Below are 18,805 nucleotides of genomic sequence, written 5' to 3' on the forward strand. Positions count from 1 at the left end.
GAGCTTCCACGACCGAACCCGCCTGCACACCAGACGGGTACGGGACAGAAGATCCCGGGGCGGAGACCACGGGCACCGGGAACACAGGGCACCCCACCCGTATCGACGCGGGCTGGGTGCCGGCTAGGTAGTCGCTGCTTGTCCGGCGAGACGATGCAGCAGGGGCGAGGACCCGCCTGGCCGGGTGTGGAGCAGATCGTCTACGAGTTCGACCGCCCAGGACCGGTGGCGCAGATACTGCGGTGCGGCGGCGTCGAGTTCGGCCAGCGCATCGATAGACAGGTCGATTCGTCCGCGGCCGTAGGCGGCGATGGCGACTTCCTGCCAGTACCGGCCTCGCTCGTGCGCATCGGGAACGGTGTCGAGGTCGACGTGGCGGGCGTGGTGCAGCGCTGCTCCGAAGTCGCCGAGGACCCGGTCGCACGAGACGGTGAAGACGTCCAGATCAGACTGTGCCAGGTACGGGGTGTCTCCCCAGGGTTCGAGGCCGCCTCTGGCCGCGGCGAGGCATTCGGCTGACAGGTCGCGGTCGTCGCGGCCTGCCGCGGTGTAGGCCGCGGCGCTGAGGACTTTCGCGTGCATGCCCGCTGAGGCCGCATCCGAAAGGCCGGTGTCGGCGCGGAGTCGTTCGGCGGCGGCGATCATCACTTGGTCGGCGACCACGGAACCGGTACGGCGCAGGACGGTGGCTTGGACCCGTGCGGCATCGGCGGCGGCTACCGGGTCGTGGGCGAGGTCGGCGTACCGAGCGGCGCGGTCGGCTGCGACCGAGGCGACCGGTTCACGCGAGAGTCGGAGCTGCTGCTGCCCGCAGACCGCAAGTGCCCGGGAGAGCAGCCCGGCGGCGCGGTCGCGGGTGGCCCCTTCCGCGTTCGTCCAGGTGGCCTGTGCGGTCTCCAGCAGGCTCGGGAGGCGCCGATCCAGCTCGTGCAGCCGGGCGGCGTTCAGGTCCTGCTCGGCCGAGGCGACGCGGCCGGCAAGGGACCGCATCCCGACCCGGGCTACCTGGCGGGGAGTGAACAGGGCCCGCTCGATCCCGTCCGCGGCTGCGGCGTTCGCGCCGAGCGTGGCGCCGGTGACGGCGGACAGGGACGCGGCGATGAGTGTGCGTCGCTTCATAGGCCCATCATTCCCCACCGGCGCCGTTGTCGGCACCGGCATCACCGACGCCGCTGTTGCCGACTCGGCCAGTCCGACGAGATGGACTGGGACGCCCAAGAGGGCGGCAATGCCGCCGAGGTCTTCGACGCTCCAGCGGCGTTTGCCGGTCTCCCATCTGGAGACCGTCGAGGCCGAGTAGCCGCATCGGACGCCGGCCTCGACCAGGTCCATCCCGGCCGCAACTCGGGCGGCCTTGAGTACCTTGCCGATCGTCGCGGCGCTGAGCTGCGGCAGTTGGGTCCATTCCGGGGGGTTGTTCATGGACGCGCACCTCCGGAACCTAGCGTGCACGCCGTTTGCGCACCATGCAATCGGATTGCCGACACTGCATGGTCGCTTCGCTCGGAGGCTACTCGGAGGTGGAATAGGTCCAGGCGGGCCAAACGGCACCGCCACGAGGAGGGGAGAACTCAATGGACACGACGAAAGCCCTGAAGAAGGGCCGCAACCTCATCCCTGACGAGGTGTTCGCGAAGCTCGTCACGCGCATCGAGGCCGAGCACCACTTCGATGCCGACATGGCAGCGCGCTGCGTGGACCAGGCCGCGGCCTACCTTGCGGCGTGCGCGAGCTCGACCGCGCCACTCTCGCCGTCGATGGCCGCCGACATCGGGTGGCACATGTTCATCCTCCACACCCGCGATTACGCTGACTTCTGTGAGCAGGTCGCCGGACGCTTCATCCACCACGTCCCCCACGACGAGCCTGCGGAACAGAGCACAGAGGATGTTCAGGCCATCCTCGACCGGTCGTCCGCGGCGATTCGCAAGGCCGGCTACCAGGTCGACACAGAGCTGTGGCGCGCGGACGGCGGAGCGGGCAAGTGCAACGGCTGCCACTCCGGATGCCACGACGACCCGGCGCCCGTGCCGCCGTTCCACGAGGGATAGATGATGCAACGCGTTGACTGGAACGAACTGCCCGCCGCCGTGCGCGATGCGGTGGGGCAACACTGCGGCGAACTGAGGCAGGTCACGCCCGTCAACGCGGGCATCAACAACGCCGTCGCTTGCGTCATCGACGCGGGCGACGGCGCCGTCTTCGTCAAGGGCATCCCAGCGGACGATCCCCGGGCATGGATGTACCGCAACGAGGTTGCCGCCGCTGGAGCCGGAGCCCCCGGGCCACGGCAGCTCTGGAACATCGACGTCGAAGGTTGGGTCCTGATCGGTTGGAAGCACGTTCGGGGTCGCCATGCCGACCTGGCGCCGGGTTCACCGGATCTCGATCTCATCGCCGCCGCCCTCTGGGATCTCGACGCCCTTCCGCCACTTGCCTCGACGACCATCCTCGCCGCCGAATCACACCGCTGGGAGCGGATGCAGCCCTGGCGGCGATTGGCGGCCGATCCACCCGCACAACTCGACCCCTGGGTCAAGTCCCACCTCAATACCTTTGCTGAAACCGAATACGACGCACTCCAGATCCTCGTCGGAAACCACTTGGTCCACACGGATGTGCACCCCCACAACGTCCTCATCGACAACCAGCACTCCAGAGCGCACCTGATCGACTGGGCCTGGGCGCGGCCCGGCGTGGCGTGGATCGATGCCGAGCTAATCGCCTTCCGACTCGTTGCCGCTGGCCACACCTGCAATGCAGCCAACCATTGGCGACTCCACCACCTTCCACACCCCCACCTCGCACCCGAAATCCGCAGCGCCTTCGCCATCGAGATGCTCGGAACCTGGCTCTACCTATCAGAACGCCAACCCTCACGCGACATGCTCAAAGAATCCAGCGCGCACGCATTGCGCTGGGCCCAGCACCTCCACCAACACCGAACTGAATAACCATCATGCCCTCCGAGACAGACACTGAGCTGGCGGCAGAACTGACCCCCAAGGGCGAACGCCGACCAGGAGATCCGGCACCGTCTCATTGACGCTGAACGCGAGCGAGGCGTGGTCTCGTGGAATGACCCGCTTCATGACGAGATACGCCAGATCAACGAGGACAACCTTGCCTAGTTCTAGACGGTCATCGACCAGCGCGGATGGCCGCTCTTCTCCGAGGAAGCCGCCCGGCACGCCCCGGGCGACCGTGCTGGCGGCCGAATTGTCGCCTGGTAGTAGTGCCGGTCACTAGAAACTTAGGATGGCGGTGACCGCATTCAGCGCGGAGGTTGATTTGTACCGATAGTGCCTAATTTTTGGTTGTGACTTAAGGCAACTTCCCGGAGGGCAAGACCGCCAAGAACCGGTGCCATATCGACTTCCACGTCGAGGAGGACCAGAAGCTCGCAGAGGTCGATCGGCTGATCGCCCTCGGCGCCGAGCACTACGACACCACCGCCGACCGCGGCCCCACGACCTACGTCATGCGCGACCCCGAAGGCAACGAGTTCTGCATCCACTGAGGGCCGCGCCCGATCGACTTCACCGCCACCGAACAGCATGAAAAAGGGCCCCATCCGCATTCGCGGACGGGGCCCTCGTCGCTGATCTATTCGGCGTCCTCGTCGCAGGTCGGGTCGAGCGGCTGGCAGGTCGCCGTCGCGCCGTCCGTCGGAGGGTCGTTGCCTCCGCCGCCACCGCCGTTGTCCTCGGTGGTGCGGATCGTGACGTCGGAGCCCGGCTTGACCGCTTGGCCGCTGGTGAGGTCGCCGTCCGGGCCGGTCACCGATTCGATGGCCTCGCCGTCCTCGGGGTCGAGCGTCACGTTCAGGCCCTCGCTCTGGAGCGTCGCCTGGAGGTCCGTCGGCACGGTCGTCGCATCCCAGGTGACGACGACGCCGGTGACCTGGATTTCGACCGTCTCGCCCTCGTCGAGTTCGGCTCCTTCGGACGGGTCCTGGCTGAAGACCGTGCCCAAGGTACTGCCGTCGGCGACGTAGCTGACGTCCGCGTTGAAGCCCTCGGCGGACAGCGCCTCGATCGCCCGCTCCTCGGTCATGCCGGTCACATTGGGGACCCTTCCGACGCCGCCGCCGGAGACCGTCAACGTCAGCTCGGTGCCCGGGTCGAACATGTCCCCCGCGTCGAGGCTCTGGCCGATGACCTCGCCTTCCGGCAAGGCGGAGTCCTGCGACTCCCGCTCGACCTTGAAGCCCTGCTCGGTGAGCTCGGGTTCCACCTCGTCGTACTGCTCGCCCACGGCATTGGGCATCTCGATCTGCTCGGGCGCCCGGAGGACGGTGATCTCGACTTCGGTGCCCTGCTCGACCTCGTCGTCGGCGGCCGGGGTCTGGTCAATGACATTGTCGATGTCGCCGTCGTCCGAGGAATCTGCGGTCTGGTCCACCGGCACCGCCACGAGGTTCGCGTCCTCCAATATCTGGATCGCATCCTCTTCGGTTTCCCCGATCACCGTCGGCACCGTGACCATCGGATCGGTTTCCAGCGCCTTCATGATGGCCCACGCGCCCGCGCCGACCACCGCCAAGGCGAGGATGATGCCCAGCGCGATCAGCCACGGGCGGCGCTTGCCGGCGCGGGTCTGGATGGGCGTGATCGGGGCGGTCGAGTCGGCACCGCCGATCATCTGGGTGCGGTCGTCGGCGCCCATGACCGCCGGGGCCATCACGGCCTCGCCGCGGGCGGCGCGGATGAGGTCCTCGCGCATCTCCCCGGCCGACTGGTAGCGGTTGTCGGGGTTCTTCGCCAGGGCCTTCATGACGACGGCGTCGACCGAGGGGGGCACGGCGGGGTTGAGCTCCGAGGGTGGGCGGGCTTCCTCGCGGACGTGCTGGTAGGCAACGGAAACGGGGTTGTCGCCGGTGAAGGGCGGGTGTCCGACGAGCAGTTCGTAGAGGACGCAGCCGACGGCGTACACATCGGACCGTCCGTCGACGGTCTCGCCGCGGGCCTGCTCCGGGGAGAGGTACTGGGCGGTGCCTATGACCGCTGACGTCTGCGTCATGGTGGCCTGGCCGCTGGCCAGGGCCCGGGCGATGCCGAAGTCCATGACCTTGACCTGCTGGGTCTCCGACAGCATCACGTTGCCGGGCTTGACGTCCCGGTGGATGATGTGGTGCTTGTGGCTGAAGTCCAGCGCCGAGCACATGTCGGCGACGATCTCGCAGGCACCGGAGTACTCGAAGCGGCCCTCGGCGAGCAGCACCTCTTTGAGCGTGCGCCCGTTGACGAACTCCATCACCATATAGGGGATGCCATTCTCTTCCCCGGTGTCGAAGACGGCGACGATATTGGGGTGGTTGAGCGAGGCCGAGTTCTGGGCCTCGCGCCGGAAGCGAATGAGGAACGATTCGTCGCGGGACAGGTCTGCGCGCAGGAGCTTGACCGCCACGTCTCGGCCGAGACGCAGGTCGCGACCACGGTGGACTTCAGCCATCCCCCCGTAGCCGATGACCTCGCCGATCTCGTATCTGCCGCCGAGCAGGCGGGGCTCTGTCGTCATCGCCGTTTACGTCCTCGTGTTCCGTTCATCGCGGATGATTCTAATCGCAGCGGGCGGCCCGCCAGGCCCCTATCGGTCGCACAGGGCCGGATCCAGGCACCCACCCGGTCCGCCGCCGTCGTCGGTCTGCTGGTTGTCGGGATCCTCTGTCTCGGACGGTTCGGGGCTTTCCTGCTCGTCCGTAACCTCTTCGCTGGTCTGCTCGGACTCGGTGTCGCCCGTCGGATCGTCGTCCGCGCCGTCGCCGCCGTCGCCGAAGCCCTGCATCAGCAGGATCACCATACCGCCGACGATGACCAGTGCGACGATCCCCGCGAGCGTAGCGAGCAGGGCCTTGTTCACGCCCTGCCGGGGCGCGGGCCCAGGCGGGAGCGGGGCGCCGAGGTTCACCTGGTGGGCAGGGGAGGGCCCGGTGACCGGGGAGGGCTCGGCGACGCCCGCGAGCGGGCCGCCGACGGGCACGACGCCCGCGCCGGGGCTGCGCTGCGGCAGCGCGTTCGCCATGATCGAGGTGGGCGGGTTGTCGGTGAGCGAGGCGCGAGCGGCCGCGGCCATGTCGGTGCAGGAGCCGAACCGCTGCGACGGGTCCTTGGTCATGGCGCGCTCTACGAACGCCCGCACGCCGGGCTGGAGCTGGGGCGGCAGCGGCGGCGTCGGCGTGCGCACGTGGTGGAGCGCGAGCTCGATGGGATTCTCGGCGTCGAAGGGGCGGCGGCCGGTGAGGCCGTGGAAGGCGACCACGCCGAGCGAGTACATGTCGGAGGCGGGCAGCACTCCGGTGCCCTCGGCCTGCTCGGGCGCGAGGTAGGAGGCGGTGCCCATGACCGCGCCGGTGGCCGTCAGGTCCCCGGCGGAGCCCGAGCGGGCGATCCCGAAGTCGGTCAGGACGGCCTGGCCGTCGCTGGTGCGGACGAGGATATTGCCGGGCTTGATGTCGCGGTGGATGATGCCGCGGTCGTGGGCGTGCTGGAGGGCGTCGGCGATGGAGGCGATGATCGGCATCAGCTCGTTCGCGGGCAGGGCGCCGCGCTGCGACAGGATGTCGGCCAGGGACTGGCCCTGGACGTACTCCATGACCAGGTAGGCGGTGGTGTCGCCGCTGGGCAGCGGGGCCTCGCCGTAGTCGTGGACGCTGACGATGGCGGGGTGGGTGAGCGCGGCGACGGTCTTGGCCTCGACGACGAACCGCTTGGCGAAACCGGGCTCTGAAAGCAGGGCGGGGAGCATCGCCTTGACGGCGACCTCGCGCTCCAGAACGGTGTCGCTGGCCCGCCAGACCTCGCCCATGCCGCCCACGGCGATGCGCTCGAGCAAGCGGTAGCGTTGCCCGAGCAGCATTTCGGGGCTCAACACGGCGTGCTCCTTATTTCTCCGGGGACGGTAGGGGCCTTAGTCTACTGACCACACGCTCAGTGGCCCGTCCCCGTTGCGTGCCGCGGGGAGCGCATCTCATTCCTCCGATTTACCCTCGAGTACCTGCTCCATCAGGTCCCCGGCGATGCCGGCGGCGGTGGCGGAGGCCTGCTCGCCGTACGACTCGAGGAACACGCAGACCGCGACGGCCGGTTCGCCGTCCTCGTCCATCGCCCAGCCGTGAAACCAGCCGTGGTCGGCCTCGGATCCGTCGGCGTCCGCGGAGTGCTCGGCGGTGCCGGTCTTGCCGCCGACGGTGTAGCCGTCGACCGCCGAGGCGGAGCCGGTGCCGTCGGTGACCACGGACTCCATGAGCTTCTGCATCTCGTCGGCGGTGCCCGAGGAGATGGAGTCCCCGGCGGAGTCTTCGTCGCCCCGCTGGAGGGTGTTGCCCTCGGAGTCGGTGAGCTCGGCGATCAGCTGCGGGTCCATGCGCTCGCCGCCGTTGGCGATGGTGCCGGCGATGATCGTGTTCTGCAGGACCGTCTCGCGGACCTCCTGCTGTCCGATGCAGGCCTGGGCCCGGAAGGCGTCCTCGGAGAGGTCACCGGTCTGGGAGGCCACCGAGTTCAGCGGGGTCTCGAACGCCTCGCCGAAGCCGTAGGCGTCGGCCATGTCGGCGATCTGCTCCTGCGTCAGGAAGTCGTCCTCCGCGCACAGGGCCGCGAAGGTGGTGTTGCAGGACTTCGCGAACGCCTCCTTGAGGGTGTACTGCGCGTTCGGGCACTGGTCGGAGGAGTTGGTGATGACGTGGTCGGTGTTCGGGGCGGTGTAGGAGTTCCCGGCCGGGACCATCGTGTCGGCGTCGCCGAGGCCGTTCTCGATGAACGCGGAGGCCACGATCGTCTTGAACGTCGAACCGGGCGGGTAGAAATCGCTGCGGGTGCGGTCCTGTGCCGGGTTGTCGTCGTTGTTGACCTCGGCCCAGGCCTCCTCCCGCGTCTCGGAGCTGTTCGAGGAGACGCCGGCGGGATTCCAGCCCGGGTGGGTGGCCTGGGCGAGGATCTGCCCGGTCTTCGGGTCGATGACGACCGCGCCGCCCTTGACACCGGTCTCGGCGAGGGCGTCGTAGGCGGCCCGCTGGAGGTCGTCGTCGACGGTGAGGACGACATTGCCGCCCGGCTTGGACTCGCCCGAGATGGTGCCCAGGACGTCGTCGAAGGCCAACAGCGAGCTGGTCCCGTTGAGGAGTTCGTTCTCGGCGGCCTCAATGCCGGTGGCGCCGTATTGCATCGACTTGTAGCCGGTGAGGTTGGCGAAGTAGTTGCCCTCGGCGTACGCGCGCTCGTAGTCGTAGGTCGACTCCTCGTCGGTCTCGACCGAGAACGCCCAAGGGACGTCGCCGGCGAGGATCTCCCCGCGCGGGACCTCGTACTCGGTGATGACGGTGCGCCCGGCGCTGAGCGCGTCGTAGTCGTCGTGGTGGAAGAACTGCACCCAGGTGACCTGCACGAGCAGGGCTCCGAGCAGGATGAGCGCGATGAGGCCGGTGCGCCTGAGAGACGGGTTCACTGCTCCCCCTCCTTCTTGTCGGGACCGTATGCCGGGGGCTGGGGCCGGTATTCGAAGGCCGACAGCGGCGGAGGCGGCGGCGAAGGGGCCTGCGCCGTGCTTCCCGGATTTCCGGGGGCCTGGCCGGGCTGGTTCGGTTGCTGAGTGGTCGGGCCGCCGGGCCCGGGCGGCGGTCCGCCGTTCGGGTGCGGCGGGCCGGGTGGCGGCCCGTTCGGCGGGCTCTGCAGCGTCGGCCCGCCATTGGGGGCCGGGGGTCCACTCGTGGGGGCGACGGTGCCGCCGCCCTGCATCGCGGCCGGGATGATGAGCTCGGTGGGCTGGTCGCCGCCGGGCAGCGGCCCGTCGGCCGCGACGCCCGCGGTGGCGGCCTCCTCGGCGGCCTTGCGGGCGGCCTGCTCGGCCAGGAACTCCGCCGGCGCCTCGGTCTTCTGGAGGCCGTAGGAGACCTGCCAGGGCTTGCGGGCGTCGTTCGAAACGCGGATCAACAGGCCCAGCATGAGCCAGCTGGCGACCAGCGAGGAACCGCCGGCTGCCATGAAAACAGTGGTCAGACCCGTCATGGGAATGAGGCCGGTGACGCCGCCCGCCACCACGAACAGCTGCAGCGCAATCAGGAAGGCGATACCGCCGGCCATGAGCTTGCCGAACAGATCGCGGCACATGATCCCGGTCTTGAACGAGCGCTCGACCAGGATCGCGTACAGCAGGAGCAGCCCGAGGAGGCCGACCAGGCCGGTCTCCTCACCGAACGCCGCCAGGATGAAGTCGGATTCGGAAGCCGGGATGAGGTTGGGGTTGCCCGCGCCCGGCCCGTTGCCGAGCAGTCCCCCCGCGTTCAGCGCCGACAGGCCCTGGACCAGCTGATAGGAGGACGGCCCGCCCTCCGGCGGCGGCCATACGTAGGTCGGATTCCACGGGTCGAGCCAGATGAGCACTCGGGTCTGGAGGTGGCCCATGAACGGGTAGATCGCGATGCAGGCGCCCATGAACAGCGTCAGGCCGATGAGGATCCACGAGGCCCGCCGCGTCGCCATGTACAGCATGGACAGGAACATGCCGAACAGCAGCAGCGACGTCCCGAGGTCCTTCTCCAGCACCAGCAGGCCGATACTGGCGGCCCACACGATGAGGATGGGACCCAGGTCCTTCATCCGTGGGAACTGCATGCCGAGGAACTTCGGTCCGGCCACCGCCAGCATGTCGCGCTTTCGCACCAGATAGACGGCGAAGAAGATGAGCAGCATCAGCTTCGCGAACTCCGAGGGCTGGATCGAGAAGCCGCCCAAGCGGATCCAGTTCTTCGAACCGTCCGAACCGGAGATGGAGTACGGCAGAAAGCCCGGCAGCGCCGCGATGAAGATACCGGTGAACAACAGGATGTAGGAATAGCTGCGCAGGACGCGGTGGTCGCGCACCACCGCCAGCAGGATCCCGAGCAGGACCACCCCGGCGATGAAGTACATCAGCTGCCGACCGCCCTGGCCGGCGAAGATGCCCGCGTCGGCCGGGAGCGGGTCGACGGTGGTCGCCGATCGGTCGAGGCGGCGGATGAAGACGATGCCGATGCCGGTGATGAAGGAGGCGATCGGGATGAGCAGCGGGTCTGCGTAGGGGGCGAGGAACCGGGTGATCGTCCAGGCGCCGAGCGAAGCGAGGAAGATGATCGTCGGCAGCATGAACGTGACCGAGTTGGTCTTCGAGATCAGTGCCAGGTCGATCGTGATCTGGAAGCTCAGGGTCGCGATGTAGGCGATGATCAGCATCGTGATCTGGCGCCCTACGCGCTTGGGCATTCCCGACAGGGGCGTCAGCGGCGGCTCGGACGGGCCGGCCGGTTTGGCAGTGGCCGACATCGGCTGGGCCATCAGTCCTCAGTCCCCCTCGCGTCTCGGAATGACGAAGTGAGCCTACATCGGGCCCGCTTATGACTCTCGGCAGTCCTGCGAAGCTGCAGGAACAGGGTCAGTGACGCTGTCCCCTGAGGAGCACAGGGGAACGAGATGCTCGTTCCCCGAGGAAGAGTCGGTCAACTCCTCCAGTTCCGACTCGGCCGCGGCGAGGTCTTCCACCACGATGCCCTCGTCCAGATCCGACCGGACCTCGTCGACGGCGTCCTCGGCGCTGCGCTCGGACCGGACCTCGACCCACGCGGCCTGGTATCCGGCCACTTCCACCGGCAGGCCGCGGTAGACGGCGATATCGCCCTCGCCCGTGACTCCTATGAAGTACTGCTCGCGGACCCACCACAGCCCGCCCCCGGCGAGCAGCGACAGCACGATGACCGACGCCAGGACGGTCCGCCACACCCGGGCCCCGCGGCGCTTCTTCGGCTTCTCGGGCTCGTCCTCGGCGGCCACCGACTCGGCCTCGTTCTCGTTCTCGCGCTTGACCGCTCGCAGCACCGCCGTGTCCGACTCGGCCAGGCGCGCGTCGGCGGCGGCCCCGGCGATGATCGGGTGCAGGTCGGTCGGCTCGGTCTCGACCACGTCGGCGACCAGGACGGTCACATTGTCGGGCGCGCCGGCCTCGATCGCCTGGCCCACCAGGGACTCGGCCGCCTCGGCGGGGGTCGCGGCGTTCTGGAGCGTGGCGGCGATGTCCGCGTCGGAGACGGGGCCGGAAAGCCCGTCCGAGCACAGCAGCAGCCGGTCGCCGGGGACGCCCTTGAGCGTCTGGAACGCCGGCTCGACCTCCGCGGCGCCCAAGGCGCGCAACAGGAGCGAACGCTGCGGGTGCCGTTCGGCCTCCTCGGCGGTGATGCGGCCCTCGTCGACCAGCATCTGCACGTACGTGTCGTCGACGGTGATCTGCTCGAAGCCGCCGTCGCGCATCCGGTACGCCCGCGAGTCGCCGATGTGGACCATGTTGAACCACTCGCCGTCGAACCACAGCGCGGTCAGGGTGGTCCCCATGCCTTCTTTCTGGGGGTCCTCCGCGACGAGCCGCCGGATCGCGCGATTGGCCTCGGCGACGGCGTCGGCCAGCTCATCGGCCACCGACTCCGCCGGCGGCGGGGTGTCCAGCCGGGCCACGGTGTTGATGACGATCGCCGACGCGAGGTCACCGGCGGCCATGCCGCCCATGCCGTCGGCCACCGCAATGAAATGGGCCCCGGCGTACACCGAGTCCTGATTGCCTTGCCTGACCACGCCGCGGTCGGAAATCGCCGCGTACTCCAGATACAAACTCATAAATCTACCGCCGTCGCGCAGGTCAGGCCCGCAGTTCGAAAGATGAACGCCCGATCCGAATCGGGACTCCCAGTGGAACCGGCGTAGGTCTGGTGACTCTAGCGCGCCCCAGGTACGTCCCATTCGTGGAGCCCATGTCCTCGACCATCCACTGCCCGTCGACCGGCGCGACGCGGGCGTGCCGGTTCGACGCGAAGTCGTCCCTGATCACGATCGTCGAGTCGGGGGCGCGACCGATGGTGATCGTCTGACCGGAGAGCACGAAACGCCTCCCGGCCAGCTCACCGGTCGTCACCACCAACCACTGTGCTGTCTGAGCGGGCCGCTGGCGACCGCCCCCGCCCGGGGCGGGCGGAGCCGAGACGGGACCGGCGGGCGGGCCGCCGGCCGCGGCGGGACGGCGCTGCGCGAACAGGTCCTTGGTGACCGTCCGGGCCGCGGCGAACACGAACAGCCACAGCAGCACGAGGAGCCCGAAGCGGGCAACGGTCTGGACCAACTCAGGCATGCGACGCTCCCAATGGACAATTGCTCAGTCCCAGACACGTTAGCCCACGGCGGCACGCCACAGCCGGGGTGTTGGTGATCGGGCAGTGCCGCAAAGCAAGCCGAACCACCGGCGACGGGGGCCGAGGCTGGAGCCTGAAGCGTGGAAAAGGCGGTGCGGCAAAGACGCCGCCCCGCCGAACCGTTAACCCGCCTGAAGCGTCAGGGAGGTGGTGCCGATCTGCACCACGTCACCGGGCTGCATGGAGACGGTGGTGATCCGCTGGCCGTTGACCAGCGTCCCGTTCGTCGAACCGAGATCCGTGACCGACACCTGGCGGCCGTCGAAATCCACGCGCACATGGCGGCGCGAGATGCCCACGTCGGGAAGCCGGATCTGGGCCTGCTCGCCGCGGCCGATGGTGGTCGAGCCGTGCGCGACGGTGAACTGGCGACCGTCGGCCGCCACCAGCACCGGACCCGTCGGGGCCTGCTGCTGCGCCGGGCCGTAGCCACCGCCGCCGCCGCCGGAAACCGGCTGCTCGGCGCCCTCGTTCAGCGCCGCGACCTCGGCCGTCACGCGGAACATGCCCGTGTCCAGGCCCTCGCCGCGCTCGATCTCCACGATCACGTCGCCGTACACGGTCCAGCCGTTCTCACCGATGAACTCGGCCTGCGACTGGGCGAGCTCCTGAGCCAGAGCGGCCGCATACGGGGCGAGCCGGTCGTGGTCGGGCGGGGAGAGGTCGATGACATAGCGGTTCGGCACCAGGACGCGCCCACCGGCCAGCACGGCCTTGTGGGTCTCCGCCTCACGCTGCATGGCGCTGGCGATCTCAACCGGGTGCACAACGCCCTTGAACATCTTGTTGAAGGTGCCCTCGAACAGGCCCTCCAATTGTTTTTCCAAGCGTTGCAGAACGCTCACCGGCTCTCCTCCTCATCTGACGCCGAACGGGCGGTGACGCTGGCCTGAATATCTGCGTCGGTATCCGATGGTATCGGCTGGCGTCGAGCCACGGCGAGCGGTTGAGACGCAACCGTTCCCAGAGTCACGCTCGGGTCCACTGTTCGGGTGAGGTGCGAGTCCTTCTCGCGTACCGTTTCCCACTTGTCCAGGCCTGGGTCGGGTGGCGGGGACCCGCCAGGGCGCGTATGGTGACGCGGGTGACAGATCGCGACTTTGGTTCATTGATCCGCGACGTGCGCAAACGAGCGCACGTCTCGCTCCGCGAACTCTCCGATCAGGCCGGGGTCTCCAACCCCTACCTCAACGGCGAGCGCGGCGTGCGCCGCTCCTCCGGTGCCGTACTGCGTCAGATGGCGCTGGCACTGCGCGTGGCCACCCCCGTCATGTACCTCCGCGCCGGCATCGGTCAGGACGACGGCTCGGCCACCCCGCTGGCCATCGCCACCGACCGCGAGTTGACCGCGAAGCAGAAGCAGACGCTGACCGAGATCTACGACTCGTTCGTCGGCGAGAACGAGCGCAGCGCCTCCAGCATCCGGTCGTTATCCTCGGGCCGCCCGAACGTGACCCTGACGCCGTCACCCGCGAAGGGGCGCACCAGGATCCCCAACCGCTGGCAGTGAGCGGCGAAGTCCACCGCGCCGCCCGCCAGCGGAAGCCAGAAGAAGTTCGCCTGCGAGTCGGGGATGCCCGGCATGATCTCGCGTGCCGCCGCGATGGTGCGTTCGCGCTCGGCGACGACCAGGGCCACGCGGCGGCGCATCTCCTCCTCCGCGTCCAAGGCCGCCAGCGCGGCGGACTGCGCGGCCACGTTGACCGCGAACGGGATCACGCACTTGCGCACGGCCGCAGCCACTTCGGGGCTCGCGACCATATAGCCGACGCGGAGGCCGGCGAGGCCCCAGGCCTTGGAGAAGGTCCGGAAGACGACGGCGTTGGGCCGGTCCCCGTAGCGCTCGAGCGCATCCGGTGAGGCCGGGTCGGTGACGAATTCCCGGTAGGCCTCGTCGATGACGATGAGGACCGATTCGGGGACCGAGTCGAAGAGTTCGTCCAGTTCATCGGCGGTGGCGACGGGCCCGGTGGGGTTGTTGGGGCTGCACACCACGATCGCGCGGGTGTCGGGTCCGACGGCCTTGGCCATCGCGTGGAGGTCGTGCCGGTGGTCGGGCGCGTTCGGCACCTGGACGCTCGTGAGTCCGGCGACGGTGGCGGCGATCGGGTAGGCCTCGAAGGACCGCCACGAGTAGACGACCTCGCTGCCGGGGCTGGCGAGCGCCTGCATGAGGTGGCCGATCAGGGCGACCGATCCGGTGCCGGTGGCGATCCGCTCGGGACCGACCGCGAGCCGCTCCGAGAGCCGCTGCGTCAAAGCGGTGGCGGCCAGGTCGGGGTAGCGGTGGACCTCGGTCGCGGTGGCGGTGATCGCGTCGACCACGCCGGGGAGCGGGCCGTACGGGACCTCGTTGCTGGACAGCTTGAGGGCGTCGGGCGCAGCCTTGCCGGGGACGTAGAGCGGGATGGCGTCCAGATCGGCGCGGATGGGCTCACTCATGCTGTCGGCTCCTTCTCTCGGGTGACCTCGACGACGGCGGTACCTGGGGATTTGTCGTGGAGGCACTGGCGGAACGGGCGGTCCCGGATGCACCATATCGCGTCGAGGAACCACAGGATCGCGCCGAACGGGAAGCAGATCAGCGGCAGTGCGGCGTAGGACCAGCGCAGGATCAGCCGGCCCCAGCCGAGTTCGATCTTGGGGGCGAGGGAGACGACCTTGATGCCCATGAGCCGCTTGCCGAGCGTCTGCCCGGTGTCGCGGGTCGAGGGGACCTCGTAGGCGAACCACAGCCCGAGGGCGATGAGCAGGACGATCCACCACTGCTCGGAGACGGACGCCGGCATTTCGAGCTGCGCGCCTGAGTCCGGGTCGGCGGTGTAGGCCTCCATGTAATCGCGTATGTGAGGCCAGGCGTCCCGGACCATCTGATAGATGAAGTAGCCGTTGATGACGGCGTTGAGGGCCAGGATCAGGAGGAAGTCGACCAGGCGGGCGACGAAGCGCTGCCCGGGGTGGGCGAGGGTGCGGCCGGAGAGGATGCGGGCGATGTCGCGGCGGGAGATCCAGCCGACGGTGACGCCGAGGGAGCGGATGGGGATGGAGTCGGGCGGCTGGACCGCGCCGGGGGTGCGCTGGACGAGTTTCGGCGGGTCGTCATCGCCGAATCCCTTGGCGTACAGGCTGGTCTGGTCGCCCCGCTCCGGTGCGGATGGTTTGGCCGCGGGCGGTTCGGGTTCCGGATCCAGCGGTTCGGGCCGCTCGGGGGGTTCGGCGGTGGCGGGGACGGGCTTGCCCACCCAGGCCGAGCCGTCCCAATAGCGTTGCGTGGCTGGGTCGGCGGGATCTTTGTACCAGCCCGGTTCGATCATGGTCATCGTCGCCCATTGTTGCAGCCCGCCCTGAAGGGAACCAGGGAGTTAGGACACAGGCAGTTGGGAGCGATGCGGTACCGGTCCGGTCAGGCCCCGGTGCGCTGGGATTCGATGAGCGCAGCGATACGGCCCAGTCGGTGTCTTGCCTCGACTGGGCCGCTCTCACTTGCTATGCGCATCCGTACCGAGTTACCAAGCGTGAAGTCTGCATTCGCGGTGCCCTGCCCCTAGGTGCGGTGGCCCGCTGTGCCTCCCGACGGCTCGTGTCGCACGTGGGTGCTCGGCGGCTGCGCACGAATTCTTCGGGTCTTTGGAGAACCTGTCCCCCGGAAGTCCCTCCGAATCCGTAACTCATTTCTACTCGTCTACTGACGGGTAGTAAAGACCTATCGGCAAAAAATCCGAGTTCGCGTCGCGATTGATCGAGACGGGGCGCCCAAGAGACCTCATTGGCCTCATCAGTGTCCGAGTCGATCTCCAGAAACAGGCGTCCCACAGCTTCGCATTGGACTACGTTGCGGGACATGAGCGCTGCGGCGCTGCTGCTGAGGAGGACGCCATGACCACCTACCCGCCGACCCCCGGACCGTCCGAACCCGAGCGCCCGGACGAGGAGGGCTCCGGGTCGGGCCCCGAGCAGCGCCGGGGCGACCAGGGGCCGAGCTCCGGCTCCTCGCGCCCCAGCTACGAGCCATCTGAGAGCGGACCATACGCGGGCTCGTCGATCCCACCGCCGCCTCCGCTCCCGCCGGACTACAACCGCGGCGGCCCGCAGTACGGGCACCAGGCGCGCAACGGATTGGGCACGGCCGCTCTGGTTTGCGGAATCGTCGCGGTGGCGGTGTCGTTCGTCCCTGGGGTCAACCTGTTCACGTGGCCACTGGGCGTCCTGGCAATCGTCTTCGGCGCCATCGGCTGGACTCGGACCAACCGCAGACAGGCCACGAATAAGACTATGGCCGTCACCGGGCTAGTGCTTGGCATCGCCTCGTTCCTGACGTTCTGCCTGGTCTATGTGCTGCTGTCAGCAGGCGAGAGCATGTACTCCGACGCGGCGCCGAAGTTCTAGCTCAAACCTTCAGCCAGACGCCGCGGCGCATCACCGATACCAGGTTAAGGTCGTCGTCCAGCACGACCGCGTCGGCGAACTTCCCCGACTCGATCGCGCCGACATCGTTGAGCTTCAACAACTCCGCGGGCGTCGCCGAGGCCATCTGCGAGGCCGCCTCGACCGACTGGCCGGCCAGGTTCACCGCATTGCGGACGGCGTCGAGCAGGGTGATGGTCGAACCGGCGATGGTGTCGGTCCCGGCGACGGTGGCGAGGCCGCCCTTGACGGCGATCTCGTGGCGGCCGAGCCGATAGGTGCCGTCGGACAGACCGGCCGCTTCCATCGCGTCCGACACGAGCAGGGTCCAGCCCGGCAGCGACACGTCGAAGGCGAAGCGCATCGTGCCCGGGTGCAGGTGGGCCGGGTCGGCGATGATCTCGGAGAAGATCCGCTCGTCGTCCAGCAGCGCCGGGATCGGGCCCGGTTCGCGGTGGTCGAAGCGGCGCATGGCGTTGAACAGGTGGGTGGCGGACTGGGCGCCCGCGTCGATCCCGGCCATTGTCTGCTCGTAGCCGGCGTCGGTGTGCCCGATGGAGGCGACGATGCCCTTGGCGTCCAGGAACTCGATGGCCTCGATCGCGCCCGGCAGTTCCGGCGCGATGGTCACCATCTTGACGGCGCCCCCGCCGGCGTCGATGAGCTCGGCGAGCTCGGCGGTGTCGGGGTCGCGCAGGACCTCGGTGTCGTGCGCGCCGCATTTGGACTTGGAGAGGTACGGACCCTCGAAGTGGACGCCCGCGAGCGTCCCGTCTTCGACCACCGGACGCAGGGCCCTGGTCGCCTCCAGCAGGAACTCATGGGTCGAGGACACGAGCGAGGCGCAGAGCGTGGTGGTCCCGCGCGAGGCGTGGAACGCCGCCGCGGCCCTGGCCGCGTCCGCATCACCGGTGGCCAGGGAGTGCCCGCCGCCGCCGTGGCAGTGCGCGTCGACGAAACCGGGCAGGACCCAGCCGGACGGCTTCCCGTCGCGCTCGATGACCCCTTCGAACCGGTCGTCCTCCACAATGATCGTCCCGTTGACCACGCCGTCGGGCGTGACGATCCGGCCGATCTCGGGCAGCATGACGCCTTCCAACTGACGCTCCTCCAGTGCGATGGGGCAAGATGGGCATGAGCGCGCACGCCGTGAGCGCGTGCGACCATGTTTTGCACAGTATCTTGCAGCCAGCGGCGGCCCGCCGCGATATCGACCCGAGGAGAGACGTGGACCGCTATGCCCGGTGGAACACCCTGCTGGAAATCCTCGCGGAGACCGGTCGCATCACCGTGGAGGACGCCGCGGAACGGCTCGGCGTCTCTCAGGCGACCATCCGGCGCGACTTCGACCAGCTGTCCCAGCAGCAGATGATCACCCGCACCAGGGGCGGGGCCGTCGCCGGCGGCATCTCCTACGATCTGCCGCTGCGGTACAAGACCGCCCGCCACGTCGAGGAGAAGCACCGGATCGGCACGGCCGCAGCGGGACTGGTCAGCCCCGGCCAGGTCATCGCCCTCAATGGCGGCACCACCATCACCGAGGTGGCACGGGCCCTCGCCACCCGCACCGACCTGGTGGCGACGCCCGGATCGACCGGCCTGACGATCGTCACGAACGCGCTGAACATCGCCAATGAGCTGATCGTGCGCCCGCACTTGAAAGTGGTGGTCGTCGGAGGCGTCGTCCGGCCCCAGTCCTATGAGCTCATCGGTCCGCTCGCCGCGCCGATCCTGCGCGAGATCACTTTGGACATCGCGTTCCTGGGCGTCGACGCCGTCGACATCAAGCTCGGCGCGACCAGCCACCACGAGGGCGAGGCCGCGATAAACGCCCTCATGGCCGCCCGGGCCAGGAAGGTCGTGGTCATCGCCGACGGCTCCAAGATCGGCGGCCACGCCTTCGCGAGAATCTGCCCCACCGACCGGATCCACACCCTGGTGACCGACCAGAACGCCTCGAAGGATCAGCTGCGGGCCTTCGAAGAGGCCGGCATCCGCGTCATCGTGGTCTTAAACGGTCGATGAACGGGACGACTATCGACGTAACCCGATTCTTCTAGACACGTAAGAACCGAAACCGAGACACGCACGGATCAGATCTGCCGAAACCGGCTCATGCCGTGTCATAGTTGCGAAGACGCGTCTTGAGCGCGCGCCCAAATGAATAGACCGCGGTGGGTCGCCTCACCGTCTACC

General features: G+C 68.6%; 16 protein-coding genes. 4 read left to right on the forward strand and 12 right to left on the reverse strand.

From position 1 onward, the window contains the following. Positions 1-123: 123 nt before the first annotated feature. On the reverse strand, positions 124-1,422 hold the full coding sequence (locus FAB82_RS24395; RefSeq protein WP_136537175.1) for a helix-turn-helix domain-containing protein: 1,299 nt from the start codon (positions 1,420-1,422) through the stop codon (positions 124-126). A gap of 152 nt (positions 1,423-1,574) precedes the next feature. Here FAB82_RS24395 and FAB82_RS24400 point away from each other — a divergent pair, with 152 nt between their 5' ends. Both FAB82_RS24400 and FAB82_RS24405 read left to right on the forward strand, forming a co-directional pair. Then, entirely contained in the window at positions 1,575-2,051 is a 477-nt protein-coding gene (locus FAB82_RS24400; protein WP_136537176.1) for a glycine-rich domain-containing protein, read from the forward strand. A 3-nt stretch (positions 2,052-2,054) separates the two neighbouring features. Further along, positions 2,055-2,954 (forward strand): phosphotransferase, encoded by a 900-nt coding sequence (locus FAB82_RS24405; protein ID WP_136537177.1) that lies wholly within the window; start codon positions 2,055-2,057, stop codon positions 2,952-2,954. Between the two features lie 320 nt (positions 2,955-3,274). On the opposite strand, the gene FAB82_RS28960 is transcribed toward FAB82_RS24405, so the two are convergent. From FAB82_RS28960 to FAB82_RS24460, 10 genes are all read right to left on the reverse strand, one after another. Further along, positions 3,275-3,559 (reverse strand): hypothetical protein, encoded by a 285-nt coding sequence (locus FAB82_RS28960; protein ID WP_136537178.1) that lies wholly within the window; start codon positions 3,557-3,559, stop codon positions 3,275-3,277. 47 nt (positions 3,560-3,606) lie between these two features. Next, the gene (gene pknB / locus FAB82_RS24415; protein WP_136537179.1) at positions 3,607-5,520 is read right to left on the reverse strand and encodes a Stk1 family PASTA domain-containing Ser/Thr kinase; all 1,914 of its coding nucleotides are present in this window, start codon (positions 5,518-5,520) and stop codon (positions 3,607-3,609) included. Positions 5,521-5,589: 69 nt separating this feature from the next. Then, the gene (locus FAB82_RS24420) at positions 5,590-6,873 is read right to left on the reverse strand and encodes a serine/threonine-protein kinase (RefSeq protein ID WP_136537180.1); all 1,284 of its coding nucleotides are present in this window, start codon (positions 6,871-6,873) and stop codon (positions 5,590-5,592) included. A gap of 96 nt (positions 6,874-6,969) precedes the next feature. Beyond that, entirely contained in the window at positions 6,970-8,445 is a 1,476-nt protein-coding gene (locus FAB82_RS24425; RefSeq protein WP_136537181.1) for a penicillin-binding transpeptidase domain-containing protein, read from the reverse strand. Continuing rightward, positions 8,442-10,310: an FtsW/RodA/SpoVE family cell cycle protein gene (locus tag FAB82_RS24430; protein WP_136537182.1), complete on the reverse strand. Its 1,869-nt coding sequence runs from the start codon at positions 10,308-10,310 to the stop codon at positions 8,442-8,444. The genes FAB82_RS24425 and FAB82_RS24430 overlap by 4 nt, the downstream gene beginning before the upstream one ends. A gap of 57 nt (positions 10,311-10,367) precedes the next feature. Further along, complete coding sequence (locus FAB82_RS24435; protein ID WP_168801754.1) at positions 10,368-11,636, reverse strand: PP2C family serine/threonine-protein phosphatase; 1,269 nt, start codon at positions 11,634-11,636, stop codon at positions 10,368-10,370. A gap of 22 nt (positions 11,637-11,658) precedes the next feature. Further along, positions 11,659-12,144, reverse strand: coding sequence for an FHA domain-containing protein FhaB/FipA (locus FAB82_RS24440; RefSeq protein ID WP_136537184.1), 486 nt, complete (start codon positions 12,142-12,144; stop codon positions 11,659-11,661). 183 nt (positions 12,145-12,327) lie between these two features. Further along, positions 12,328-13,050 carry an FHA domain-containing protein gene (locus tag FAB82_RS24445; RefSeq protein ID WP_136537185.1) on the reverse strand — a complete coding sequence of 241 codons (723 nt, stop codon included), beginning with the start codon at positions 13,048-13,050 and terminating at the stop codon, positions 12,328-12,330. Positions 13,051-13,582: 532 nt separating this feature from the next. Further along, a complete protein-coding gene (locus FAB82_RS24455) occupies positions 13,583-14,647 on the reverse strand; it encodes a histidinol-phosphate transaminase (protein WP_136537186.1) in 1,065 nt (354 codons plus the stop codon). Continuing rightward, on the reverse strand, positions 14,644-15,525 hold the full coding sequence (locus tag FAB82_RS24460) for an RDD family protein (protein WP_136537187.1): 882 nt from the start codon (positions 15,523-15,525) through the stop codon (positions 14,644-14,646). The genes FAB82_RS24455 and FAB82_RS24460 overlap by 4 nt, the downstream gene beginning before the upstream one ends. Before the next feature lie 556 nt (positions 15,526-16,081). On the opposite strand from FAB82_RS24460, the gene FAB82_RS24465 reads away from it, so the two are divergent. Then, on the forward strand, positions 16,082-16,591 hold the full coding sequence (locus tag FAB82_RS24465; protein ID WP_136537188.1) for a DUF4190 domain-containing protein: 510 nt from the start codon (positions 16,082-16,084) through the stop codon (positions 16,589-16,591). 1 nt (position 16,592) lies between these two features. Here FAB82_RS24465 and nagA read toward each other — a convergent pair whose 3' ends face one another. After that, positions 16,593-17,696, reverse strand: coding sequence for an N-acetylglucosamine-6-phosphate deacetylase (gene nagA, locus FAB82_RS24470; RefSeq protein WP_136537214.1), 1,104 nt, complete (start codon positions 17,694-17,696; stop codon positions 16,593-16,595). Positions 17,697-17,836: 140 nt separating this feature from the next. Here nagA and FAB82_RS24475 point away from each other — a divergent pair, with 140 nt between their 5' ends. Continuing rightward, a complete protein-coding gene (locus FAB82_RS24475) occupies positions 17,837-18,634 on the forward strand; it encodes a DeoR/GlpR family DNA-binding transcription regulator (protein ID WP_136537189.1) in 798 nt (265 codons plus the stop codon). Positions 18,635-18,805 lie beyond the last annotated feature (171 nt).

The sequence above is a fragment of the Glycomyces buryatensis genome, assembly GCF_004912275.1.
GTDB classification, from domain to species: domain Bacteria; phylum Actinomycetota; class Actinomycetes; order Mycobacteriales; family Micromonosporaceae; genus Glycomyces; species Glycomyces buryatensis.

Bases quoted from the DNA above. Each gene is read 5' to 3' on its own strand.
- FAB82_RS24435 (WP_168801754.1), bottom strand. From the start codon at position 11,636: ATGAGTTTGTATCTGGAGTACGCGGCGATTTCCGACCGCGGCGTGGTC.
- FAB82_RS24460 (WP_136537187.1), bottom strand. From the start codon at position 15,525: ATGACCATGATCGAACCGGGCTGGTACAAAGATCCCGCCGACCCAGCC.
- FAB82_RS24405 (WP_136537177.1), top strand. From the start codon at position 2,055: ATGCAACGCGTTGACTGGAACGAACTGCCCGCCGCCGTGCGCGATGCG.
- FAB82_RS24465 (WP_136537188.1), top strand. From the start codon at position 16,082: ATGACCACCTACCCGCCGACCCCCGGACCGTCCGAACCCGAGCGCCCG.
- FAB82_RS28960 (WP_136537178.1), bottom strand. From the start codon at position 3,559: ATGCTGTTCGGTGGCGGTGAAGTCGATCGGGCGCGGCCCTCAGTGGAT.
- FAB82_RS24400 (WP_136537176.1), top strand. From the start codon at position 1,575: ATGGACACGACGAAAGCCCTGAAGAAGGGCCGCAACCTCATCCCTGAC.
- FAB82_RS24440 (WP_136537184.1), bottom strand. From the start codon at position 12,144: ATGCCTGAGTTGGTCCAGACCGTTGCCCGCTTCGGGCTCCTCGTGCTG.
- nagA (WP_136537214.1), bottom strand. From the start codon at position 17,696: ATGCTGCCCGAGATCGGCCGGATCGTCACGCCCGACGGCGTGGTCAAC.
- FAB82_RS24430 (WP_136537182.1), bottom strand. From the start codon at position 10,310: ATGGCCCAGCCGATGTCGGCCACTGCCAAACCGGCCGGCCCGTCCGAG.
- FAB82_RS24395 (WP_136537175.1), bottom strand. From the start codon at position 1,422: ATGAACAACCCCCCGGAATGGACCCAACTGCCGCAGCTCAGCGCCGCG.
- pknB (WP_136537179.1), bottom strand. From the start codon at position 5,520: ATGACGACAGAGCCCCGCCTGCTCGGCGGCAGATACGAGATCGGCGAG.
- FAB82_RS24455 (WP_136537186.1), bottom strand. From the start codon at position 14,647: ATGAGTGAGCCCATCCGCGCCGATCTGGACGCCATCCCGCTCTACGTC.